14 protein-coding genes and 2 pseudogenes are annotated in these 10,166 nt (G+C 53.6%); 14 read left to right on the top strand and 2 right to left on the bottom strand.

Annotation, left to right across the window (positions count from 1 at the left end; all coding sequences use genetic code 11):
- The 9 genes and pseudogenes from lacNas_RS07285 to lacNas_RS07245 all read left to right on the top strand — a co-directional run.
- A partial coding sequence (locus lacNas_RS07285; protein WP_201336090.1) for a LysR family transcriptional regulator substrate-binding protein occupies positions 1-713 on the top strand: 713 nt, incomplete at its 5' end.
- Positions 714-796: 83 nt separating this feature from the next.
- Entirely contained in the window at positions 797-1,144 is a 348-nt protein-coding gene (locus tag lacNas_RS07280; protein WP_201336089.1) for a cyclophilin-like fold protein, read from the top strand.
- A gap of 20 nt (positions 1,145-1,164) precedes the next feature.
- Entirely contained in the window at positions 1,165-1,917 is a 753-nt protein-coding gene (locus lacNas_RS07275) for a carboxymuconolactone decarboxylase family protein (protein WP_201331266.1), read from the top strand.
- A gap of 182 nt (positions 1,918-2,099) precedes the next feature.
- Positions 2,100-2,639, top strand: coding sequence for an NAD(P)H-binding protein (locus tag lacNas_RS07270; RefSeq protein ID WP_201331265.1), 540 nt, complete (start codon positions 2,100-2,102; stop codon positions 2,637-2,639).
- Positions 2,640-2,762: 123 nt separating this feature from the next.
- Positions 2,763-3,617, top strand: a complete 855-nt coding sequence (locus lacNas_RS07265; RefSeq protein ID WP_201331264.1) for an aldo/keto reductase — start codon at positions 2,763-2,765, stop codon at positions 3,615-3,617.
- Positions 3,618-3,993: 376 nt separating this feature from the next.
- Positions 3,994-4,317, top strand: coding sequence for a cadmium resistance transporter (locus lacNas_RS07260; protein ID WP_201331263.1), 324 nt, complete (start codon positions 3,994-3,996; stop codon positions 4,315-4,317).
- Between the two features lie 130 nt (positions 4,318-4,447).
- A pseudogene (locus lacNas_RS07255) lies at positions 4,448-5,509 on the top strand (HAD-IC family P-type ATPase); the annotation flags it as partial.
- Positions 5,503-5,709 (top strand): annotated as a pseudogene (locus tag lacNas_RS14505) (iron-sulfur cluster repair di-iron protein, ric); the annotation flags it as partial. The pseudogenes lacNas_RS07255 and lacNas_RS14505, both read left to right, overlap by 7 nt.
- A gap of 24 nt (positions 5,710-5,733) precedes the next feature.
- On the top strand, positions 5,734-6,384 hold the full coding sequence (locus lacNas_RS07245; protein WP_201331262.1) for a Crp/Fnr family transcriptional regulator: 651 nt from the start codon (positions 5,734-5,736) through the stop codon (positions 6,382-6,384).
- Positions 6,385-6,432: 48 nt separating this feature from the next.
- Here the strand turns inward: lacNas_RS07245 and lacNas_RS07240 are convergent, their stop codons facing one another.
- A complete protein-coding gene (locus lacNas_RS07240) occupies positions 6,433-7,200 on the bottom strand; it encodes an ABC transporter permease (RefSeq protein WP_201331261.1) in 768 nt (255 codons plus the stop codon).
- 115 nt (positions 7,201-7,315) lie between these two features.
- Here lacNas_RS07240 and lacNas_RS07235 point away from each other — a divergent pair, with 115 nt between their 5' ends.
- Together lacNas_RS07235 and lacNas_RS07230 are read left to right on the top strand one after the other, a co-directional pair.
- Entirely contained in the window at positions 7,316-7,498 is a 183-nt protein-coding gene (locus tag lacNas_RS07235; protein ID WP_201331260.1) for a TetR/AcrR family transcriptional regulator, read from the top strand.
- A 15-nt stretch (positions 7,499-7,513) separates the two neighbouring features.
- Entirely contained in the window at positions 7,514-7,735 is a 222-nt protein-coding gene (locus lacNas_RS07230) for a hypothetical protein (RefSeq protein ID WP_201331259.1), read from the top strand.
- A 379-nt stretch (positions 7,736-8,114) separates the two neighbouring features.
- On the opposite strand, the gene lacNas_RS07225 is transcribed toward lacNas_RS07230, so the two are convergent.
- Positions 8,115-8,762, bottom strand: coding sequence for a nitroreductase (locus lacNas_RS07225; protein WP_201331258.1), 648 nt, complete (start codon positions 8,760-8,762; stop codon positions 8,115-8,117).
- Between the two features lie 154 nt (positions 8,763-8,916).
- Here lacNas_RS07225 and lacNas_RS07220 point away from each other — a divergent pair, with 154 nt between their 5' ends.
- The 3 genes from lacNas_RS07220 to lacNas_RS07210 form a co-directional block, all read left to right on the top strand.
- Positions 8,917-9,324 (top strand): winged helix-turn-helix transcriptional regulator, encoded by a 408-nt coding sequence (locus lacNas_RS07220; protein WP_244660706.1) that lies wholly within the window; start codon positions 8,917-8,919, stop codon positions 9,322-9,324.
- Positions 9,325-9,372: 48 nt separating this feature from the next.
- On the top strand, positions 9,373-9,699 hold the full coding sequence (locus lacNas_RS07215) for a putative quinol monooxygenase (RefSeq protein ID WP_201331257.1): 327 nt from the start codon (positions 9,373-9,375) through the stop codon (positions 9,697-9,699).
- Positions 9,700-9,813: 114 nt separating this feature from the next.
- Positions 9,814-10,166: flavodoxin (locus lacNas_RS07210; RefSeq protein ID WP_201331256.1), on the top strand; the 353-nt coding region annotated here is incomplete at its 3' end.

The following is a 10,166-nucleotide window of genomic DNA, read 5'->3' as shown; positions in this document are numbered from 1 at the left end:
GGCTGAAGCTGACGAATGCCGGCGTCATGCTGCAGCGGCGGGCTGAAGAAGTGACGGCGCTTGTGGAAAAAATCGAGGACGACTTTGCTGACGCCAAAGAAATTGGCGGCGTTATCTCAATTGGCAGCGGCGGTCTGTACTCTTCCCGGGTTTTCCCGGAAATCATGGCCAATTTCCGCCAAGAGCACCCCAATGTCAGCTATCGCCTGTACACCAACAGCGCGGAATACGTCACCCAGCAGCTGGACCAGGGCGTGCTTGACTTCGGCCTTTTGCTGGAACCAGTCGACGTAACGAAATTTGACTATGTCCGGATGAAGGACAAGGAGCGCTGGGGCCTGCTTTTGAGGAAAAGCCACCCGCTGGCCAAGAAAGAGTTCATCACCCGTGAAGACCTGTGGAATGAGACGCTCATTACTTCTGACCGCCTGCCGGTGCAAAAGGAACTCTTGACCTGGATCGGCCGGCCAAAAGGGGAGCTGGACATCTTCTGTACCTACAACCTCATAACCCAAGCGGTAAACATCGTGGACGCCGGCTTGGCGTCAGCTTTGACGATTGAAGGAGCGGTAAACATGTACCCGACTGACCGCCTGGTCTTCCGGCCGCTCAAGCCGGAGCTTTCCATGACCTCGGTTTTTGCCTGGAAAAAGCCCCTGCCGGAATTCGGCGCGGCTGGTGCCTTCTTGAATTATTTCAAAAGCATGCTTTAAAGGTATACCAATTCATAGAATATAAGCATTTAACATACTCGCGCCTTGCTCTTATAATAGAAAACATAGACGAGGTGATAAAGATGAAAGTCAGCATTACAGCCGGCAAGCACACGGTTTACGCGGAGCTTTACGACAATGCCGCGGCCAGGCAGATTTATGAAAAACTGCCGGCGACATGGCCCATGCTGAACCTGTACGGCAGGGAAATGTGCTGCCGGATGGGGGCAGGGAGCCTGCCGGCCACCGAGGCCGCAGCCACTGGCTATAAGATTGGTGACATTTCATACTGGCCGCCGGCTGGCTGCCTGGTCATTCTGTATGAGCAGAATGGCGAAGTATTTGACCAGCAGCCGATCGGCCGCACTGACGACGACATCTCGTTTTTTGCCGGGATGACCGACACAGACGTTATCTGGAAAAAAGCATAGTAAAATCAGGAGGCAAAACAATGGCAAAGATCATTCAAACTGCAGGCAGAGACCAATTAGGCGATTTCGCGCCGGAATTCGCGCATTTTAACGACGATGTGCTTTTTGGCGAAAACTGGAACAACCCGGACATCGATCCCAAGACCAGAAGCATTGTCGTAATCTCAGTCTTCATGGGCCGCGGGCTGGTGGACGACTCCTTGAAGTACCACCTGCAGACTGCCAAGAAGAATGGGGTTACCAAGAAGGAAATCGCGGCCATCATCACCCACGCGGCCTTTTACGCCGGCTGGCCGGTAGCCTGGGCTGTCTTCAACATGGCCAAGGAAATCTGGACTGAAGATGAAGCAAGCGACTTGTCAAAGGAAGCCTACGAAAAGACGGTCTTCTTCCCAATCGGCGAGCCAAATGATGCCTATGCCAAGTACTTTATCGGCAACAGCTACCTTGCACCGGTAACTGGCGCTCCATTCCCGATCCACAACGTTACCTTTGAACCGGGCTGCCGGAACAACTGGCACGTCCACCACGCTGACAAGGGCGGCGGCCAAGTGCTGATCTGCGTTGGCGGGGAAGGCTGGTGCCAGATTGAAGGGCAAGAACCAGTCAAGATGACTCCGGGCAAGGCAGTCATCGTTCCAGCCAACGCCAAGCACTGGCACGGGGCAGCCAAGGACAGCTGGTTCTCCCACCTGGCCTTCATGATCCCAGGCGAAAACATGAGCAACGAATGGCTTGAACCGGTTGATGACGAAGAATACGGCAAGCTGTAAGCCAATCATTAGCCAAAAACGTACTGACGGCAAATCAGTGCGTTTTTCTTTCTTGTCCTTATGGCCAGTTCCGCCGGCAGCATTTTTTCCGGCCAGGCCCTTGACTTTAGAGCCGGCTTTAAGGTTAGGATAAAGACAGCAAGACGAAAAGCATGGAATATTTTGATGAGGAGGCTATTTTCATGAAGATTATCATTTTAGCAGCAACTGGCAGAGTAGCAGACAAGCTGATCCCGAAGCTGGTCGACGACAATTCCCTGACCCTTTTTGGCCACAATGTCACTGAACGCTTAAAGCAGTATGCCGGCCAGGCCAAGCTGGTTGACGGCGATTTGACCGATGAAGCGGCCGTCAGGGCAGCGGCTGAGGGCCAGGAGCTGGCCGTATTGAACTACATGGCCGGCAGCACTGTCGCCCGCCACGTTGTCAATGCCTTGACCGGCACGTCCTGCAAGCGCTTGGTCGTGACTACCGGCCACTGCAGCGACGACGAAAGCCTGGGCGGGAAGATTTTCGCTGACAGTTCCTTGGACACCACCTGCATCTATTTGCCGTGGATCCGCGACAATTCTGGAAAAGACGGCTACGAGGTCGTTGCCGACGACCTGCAGCAGGAAGACGCCAGCCAGGTCAGCCATGAAGGCGTGGCCAGATACATTGCCGACCTGGTCAAAGAGCCCGGCCGGGATTTGAACGCGGAAATCAGCCTTAAAGAAGCCTGAAGGCATTAGGCAACGGTATTTGCAAAAGCGTTGCCTAAGCCACTGAAAAGGGAAAACTGCCCGTGTTTTTCCCGATGGGGGCGTTGTAAGATAAAGCTGTCAACAAACAACAGAGGTGAAAAAATGACACAAACATATCTTACTTTGAACGATGGCAACAAGATTCCGCAGTTTGGCCTTGGCGTATACATGGTGCCGGCCGGCCCGGAAACGGAAAAGGCGGTGCTGGAAGCCTTGAAGCTGGGCGTCCGCCACATCGACACGGCCCACGCCTACCAAAACGAGCGCAGCGTCGGCAAGGCCGTCAAGGAGAGCGGCCTGGCCCGGGAAGAAATCTGGATCACCAGCAAGCTCTGGCCGAGCGAGTACGGCGAAGGCAAGACCGCGGCCGCGATCGACAAGATGCTGGCGCGGCTGGACACGGACTATATTGACCTGCTGCTGCTCCACCAGCAATTCGGCGACTACCTCGGGGCTTGGAAGGATATGGAAAAAGCCGTGCGGGCCGGCAAGGTGCGCTCAATCGGCATTTCCAACTTTGAATCCGACCGGCTCGAGGAAATCTGCGAGGCGGCTGAAATCAAGCCGGCCGTCAACCAGGTGGAGTGCCACCCTTACTGGCAGCAGCGCGGCCTAAAGAAACGCATGGCCAAGTACGGCACGATTGTTGAAAGCTGGTATCCGCTGGGTCACGGTGACCAGGGCCTGATCGACGAGCCCCTGTTCACGAAGCTGGGCCAAAAGTACGGCAAGACCAACGTGCAGGTGATTCTGCGCTGGCACATCCAGGAAGGAAACGTCGTGTTCCCGAAGACGACGAATCCGCGGCACATGCAGGAAAACTTCGACATTTTTGACTTTGCCCTGACTGAGGAAGAAATGGACGAGATCCGCCAGCTGGACCGCAAGAAGCGCTTTTACAACGTTTCCTTGGCCGACCAGGAACGGATGCTGGGAGCCTGGAAGCCAGCCGATTAACTTTTTGAAGACAAAAGCCTCTCCGGCGAAAACCGGGGAGGCTTATTTGCTGCTTAATTATGAGTGCGGCAGCGGAGCCAGACAGCGCCATCGTCATAAGTTTGCGCACTTTCCAGGTATGGGGGAAAAGGGCGCGGGTCCTGCAGGCCGTCGATTGAGGTCATCATGTGCACGATTTATGGTTTGGCCATTTGCTTTGTCCTTTCGTAAACATTTTTTCAGCTTGTTGCTTCAACAAGTACATTATTTCGTGGCCTTCCAGCGAAATAATGGCCACCCGCGCTCTAAGCATGGCATAAGCCACGAAAAAGTCGGGTTTGACGAAGAGGCTTTCAGCGAATATTCTAGATTTAAGAACAAAACTAGGAAGAAAACCATGATCAAAACACTGCTGCTCAGTCTGGCCTCTTTTGCCGGAACCAATATTGACGACCTGCTGGTAAACACCGTCCTTTTTTCGGAAGCTTCGGGGAAAAAGGAGGTCAGAATGCTCGTGGCCGGAAAGTACCTGGGCATGGGCCTGCTGCTCTTGGCCAGCTGCCTGGGGGCGGCCGGGCTGCGCCTGCTGGATCAGCGCTGGCTCGGCCTGCTGGCCAGACTGCCGCTGCTGGAGAAGCTGCTGGATCGCTACAAGGAAGTCATCGTGCCGGCAGTGTACATCCTGCTGGGTTTGTACATTCTGCTGAAAAGCCGTGGCTGATTTTGCCGCTCAAGGGATTTCCCTTGGGCGGCTTTTTTTGCGAAAAAATTCCGATCTTGATAGAAATCAATTGGGAAATTCAGCCTTCCCGCTATAGTAGAGCCAACAAACAAAGGAGGTCGAAAGATCAATGCAGAAATGGTTAATGAAAAATCGCGACCGGCTGACGGCAATTACAGGCGTCTTGATCGTCCTGGCCTTTGCCGTCAAATGGCTATTTAAAAGCGAACCGGCGGCAGGCAGCCTGCTCTTGGCCGCGTCTCTTGCCGGCGGCTTGCCGATCGCTACGGCGGCCTGGCAGGCCCTAAGAGTCAAGGTCATCAGCATCGACTTGCTGGTTACCCTGGCCATCCTGGGCGCCTTCGTCATCCAGGAATTTGAGGAATCGGCCATCGTGGCCTTTCTCTTCTTATTTGGGGCATACCTTGAGCAAAAGACCCTGGCCAAGACCCGGTCAGCCGTTAAAGAACTGGTGGAAATGGTACCAGAAACAGCCCTTAGGCAAACTGAATCCGGCGAATTTGAAGAAGTTGCCCTGGATGATTTGGAAGAAGGAGACATCATCTTGGTCAAGACCGGGGGCAAGATCCCGGTTGATGGGGAAGTTGCCGCCGGCAGCGGGACGGCCAATGAGGCCAGCATCACCGGCGAGTCCATGCCTTTAGGCAAAAAGCCGGGCGACGCTGTCTACGCCGGCACGATCCTGGAGAACGGGACCATCCGGATCAAGGCGGAAAAGGTCGGGGAGGAAACGACTTTTGGCAAGATCATCGAGCTGGTTGAAGAGGCCCAGGACTCCAAGTCCTAGGCTGAGCGCTTGATTGACCGCTTCTCTAAGTACTACACCCCAGTCGTCCTGCTCCTGGCCATCATTGTTGGCCTCATCAGCCAAGACCTGGAACTGGCCGTGACCATCCTGGTTCTGGGCTGCCCAGGCGCCTTGGTGATCGGGGTGCCGGTCTCCAACGTGGCCGGAATCGGCAACGGGGCCAAGCAGGGGATCCTTTTTAAGGGCAGCGAGGTCATCACCAAGTTCAGCAAGGTCGACACGATCATGTTCGACAAGACCGGGACCTTGACTTACGGTGACCCCCGGGTCAGCCAGGTGAAAAAGTACGGCCAGGGTAAGGAGGCTGAAGAGCTTTTGGTCAGCGTGGAAAAAGAATCTGCCCACCCCTTGGCCAAGGCGATTGCCACCCGGAAGTCTTTGAAGTCCGCAAGGTTTATGAAGACATCCAAAAGAAGGTGAAAGCTGGCCAGGAAGACTTGACGGCCGATTTCCTCAAGCTGCGGGCTTTGACGGCCGGCTACGCCATCCCGGCTGATGCCTGCGGAGCAATGACCAAGACCTACCAGACCCTGGAAGAATTCGACCGTTTGGTCCAGGGCTAATTTTTACCAGCAGAGGAGAGCATAATGCAGCATATCTGTGTCAGCCTGGTTCCACTGTTCGCGGACCTGCCAGAAAAAGACCAGCTCAAGATCAATTCCCTGGCCAGCCACCGGCGCTATCAAAAAGGTGAGATGATTTTCCAGCCAGGGGATGAAAAACTGCAGATCGTGGCTCGGGGGAACATGAAGGTCTACCAGCTCTCCGCCAGCGGCCGCGAGCAGCTGCTCCGGGTTGCCCAGCCGGGTGACTATGAAGGGGAAAAGCAGCTTTTTGGCCTGGAAAACGACAGCTTCTTCGGCCAGGCCATGGAGGACACGGAGATCTGCAGCTTGAGCAAGGCCGACTTCAACTGGGTCCTCCTGGAAAATCCCCAGCTCTCCCTCAAACTGCTGGAGCTCAGCGCCCAGAAGCTGCTGGAAACCGAAAGGCAGACCCAGTTCCTGGCCATGGAAAGGGTCGAAGAGAGGCTGGCCAGCTACCTTTTGGACTTGGCCAAAGTAGCCGGAAGCGACCAGGTCCGCCTGTCCATGAAGATGAAAGACATCGCCTTATATTTGGGAACTACGCCCGAAACTCTCTCCCGCAAATTCAAACTCCTCGAAAAAATGACTTTGGTTAAAAGGAATGGCAAGCAGGTCAAAATTCTTGATGAAGACGGCCTGCTGGACTTGTAGCAGACGAAAACCTCCCTCTGGAAATTCCAGGGGGAGATTTTTTTAAACTTATTTTTTGGCCGGCAGTTTGAGATAGACGATCAAGCCGCGGACGGCGAAGAAGAGGCAGACCGCCCCGGTGATGTAGTACCAGGGATTGTTGGCCGGTGAGAAAAGTTTTGGCGCGACAATCGCCCACATGTTGCACCAGGGATTGAAACTGGCGATGACGACGCAGATCAAGGTGACGTGCAGCCAGACATTGTGTCCTTGCCGCCTGCCCTGCTTTTCCAAGCTCAGGCCCGGAACCGTGGTGATCAAAATCTGGGTAAAGATCCAGAATTTCCACATGGTGCTGTCATGCAGCTCAAAGCGCAGCAGGTTCAAAGAAACATAGAAGATCAAGACCTGGAAGATGACGTCGCGCAGGCGCGTCTTAAAGGGCGTGCCCGGCTTCCAGTTGATGTCCTTTTCATAAGTCAGGGCCCGCTGCAGGCTGTAGATTTCCATCAAGACCCAGATTGCTTCGCCGATGGCCAGCAAGAGGAAAAGGACAAAGTGGCCGTTTTTGGACCAAGTGTCCAAAAAGACCCAGATCCCCATGAAGTCCGCCGCGCAGTAGAAGGTGTGCATGTAGAGCGGGTAAGGGCCCTGGTGGTCTTTTTCAGTGAGGTAGATCGGGATGATGTAGACCAGCAGGCCGAAAATGACGGTCAAAAGCACGGCCAGGTAGGCGCTTTGCCAGCTGGGATTGCCGATGGTCAATTTGTCGATAAAGTCTTGCGGGGTAACCTGGTCTGCCGGGTATTTGGAGAGCAGGCTGGAAATAATTTTCATTGGAAAATTGCTCCTTTCGGCATTTAATTCTAGCGGCTTGCAAGTTAAGGGACAATCAGCAATAATAAGCAATATGATCGTTAATTATCACTTTGCTGAGGAATGCTGACCAAAAATGTACAAAAATTCGACAGACCGGCGTTTTTTGAAGAACAAGCGCGAATTCCGCCGGGCCTATATTGACCTGACGATTCAAAAAGGCTACCGGAACTTTTCGATTGCGGAACTGGCCCGGCAGGCGGACTTGAACCGGATGACTTTTTACAAGCACTATGACAATCTTGATGACGTTTTTTAGGAATTCATCGATGACATGATCGGCGAAATCGAGCAGCAGCTGGCCAAGATCGACCAGCCGGGCTTGGCTGACCTTTTCCACGTCAGCAGCCAGCTGATGTACCAGGAAATCGATTTTTTCCGCTATGTCGCAAAAGCAGGAAACTGCGCTGATTTCCGGGAGGCTTTTAAAAACAGCTTTCAAGAACTGCTCAAGCCGGATTTGCAAAATGGCCCAGCTCAAAGACTGAGGCCTTAATCCGCAGCGACCTGTATTCAGCGACCATCGCCACGGCATATTTGGACTGGCTGGCCGGCATCTACGGCCAGGTCAGCCTGGATGAGGTTTTGAAGGTGACCGAGCAGGTGCTGAAAGAACAAATACAAAACTTTGAGGCTAGTCGGCCGTAGTACCGAAGAATATTCGGTGCGAGCTTCCAGAATGGCGGTCTACCAGTTGCTAGGGATGAAGAAAGCTGTTGCCCCGGTCAAGCCGATCCGCTATGATGTACGGGCGATCTTGGGGGCTTTGACGGCTTATCTGAAATAGCAGTAAATCCAAACACACATTATTTCTTCACTCTAAATACTGAAAACGCGAAAGATCCGCTCCCAAGTCTAGGAGCGGATCTTCATTTTTAGTCTTTGATCGTCAAAAATTCGTCATTGTCCATTCTGCTTGCCCGGAACTGGTTGATCATGGCGTCTTCTTTTTCGTAGCCAAGGCCGATGCCCAAGGCGAAAACATAGTCATCGCCTACATCCAGCGCTTCATGCAGGAACTTAGGGTGGAGAACGTATTCCATGGCAGGAATCGAGTCAAGCCCGCGGTCGGCGGCAGCCAGCATCAAGGTCTGGCCGAAAGCTCCCAGGTCATAGGCTGAATACAGGGCACTAGCGCGCGGCATCAGCAGATAAGCCACGGCCGGGGCATTGTACAGGCTGGCCGCGTCTTTAGCCATGGCCTGCGGGTCCTTGCTCATAAAATCATTGATGCCGCTCATCCAGCCGCTCACGTTCTTCATCCCCACCGGGCCCATCGTGTCGCGGTGCAGCGGCGGCACTTCCGGGGTGTCCTGGCTTTCTTGGCCTGCGGATTCGTGGTGGCGGCGGATCTTTTCCAAGGTCTGGCCGCTGGCAATCACCAGCTTCCAGGTTTGGCTGTTGGCCCAAGAAGGGGTCAGCTTGGCCGCGTCAACGATGGCCAGCAGGTCTTCGCGGCTGACCTCCCGCTCGCTGAAGTCTCTGACTGAGTGACGTTTTTTAACCGCGTCTAAAAATTCCATAAATATCAAACCTCTCATTCTTTAAACAACAGTTTTAGCTCTCTACGGTTTCAAGCTTACTACCTTAACTAACTTTTTGTAAGTAGCCACTTTTTTGTAAGATTGGTTACTAAAAGTTAGTATTGTGTTATCATGGGCCTTAGAGGTGATGATTATGGCAGAAGATATCAGCAGATTTGACATTTGCCCCTGCGCGGTGACCATTTCCCTGCTGGACAGCAAGTGGAAGATACTGATTTTGCGGGAGCTGCTGCAGGGGCCCAAGCGCTATGGCGAATTGAAAAAAGGGGTCGTCGGCGTCAGCCAGAAGATGCTGACGCAGAGCTTGAAAGAGATGCAGGCTGACCAGCTGGTCGACCGGAAGGTCTACCCTGAAGTGCCCCCGCACGTGGAATACAGCTTAAGCAGCCTGGGGCAGAGCCTGTATCCAGTAGCTGAAGCCTTGGAAAACTGGGGCATAGCCTTTATCAAAAACAGCGACCCGGACTACCTGGCCAAGCGCTTCAACATTCATGAACCGGGCAAGCACTGGCTGAGAATTCCAGACCGGTCAAAAGAATAAAAATCTGTTAAACTGAAAGCGGATACTCAGAAAACAGGAGGAAAGCATATGAGTTTGACTGTCAACCTTTACTACCGCGGCCAAAACGGCAGCGCCCGCAAGTTTGCGGCTGAAATGGAAGCCAGCGGCGTTGCCAAGGCCATCCGGGAAGAAGCCGGCAACCTGCGCTATGAATATTTCCAGCCTCTGGATGACCCGGAAACCATCCTTTTGATCGACAGCTGGGAAAACCAGGAGGCGCTTGACGCCCACCACGCTTCGCCGATGATGGGCCAATTGGCCAAGCTTCGCGAGAAGTATGACCTGCACATGAGCGTTGAGCGCTACGTCTCAGCTGAAGAGGCGGCTGGCGATGAGCAGTTCATCAGAAAATAGTATTCTTTCACCGTATACCGTCATAGAAAAGGGGCAATTTTCTATGACGGTTTTTCTGTCTATACTGTAATTAATCAATCGGCAGAGATTGAGTTACAGAAAGCGTGAATCAGAGTGAAAAAATTAATTGCCTACTATTCCTGGTCAGGCACGACGAAAAAAGCCGCCCAAAAGCTGGCGGCTAAAGAAAAGGCTGACTTGTTGGAAATAACCGTTCCCGGCCACGTCTATGAGCTGGGGATGCGGCAGGTGGCGGACCTGGCGATTGACCAGCTGAAAAGCAAAAGCTACCCGGTCATCGCTCACGACCAGATACCAGTGGCCAGCTACGACCAGATTATCGTGGCCGCTCCCGTCTGGAGCGGGGAGCCAGCGGTTCCTGCCTACAGCTTCTTGAAAGAGCTGGCTGAGCGGGGCTACCAGGGTGAAGTCGCTGCTTTTGAGACTGATGCCGGCAGCGTCGGCAG

The sequence above is a fragment of the Lactobacillus nasalidis genome, from assembly GCF_016587775.1.
Lineage (GTDB): Bacteria > Bacillota > Bacilli > Lactobacillales > Lactobacillaceae > Lactobacillus > Lactobacillus nasalidis.
The sequence above is the reverse complement of the archived record's forward strand: the minus strand, read 5'-3'. Positions and strand labels throughout refer to the sequence as shown.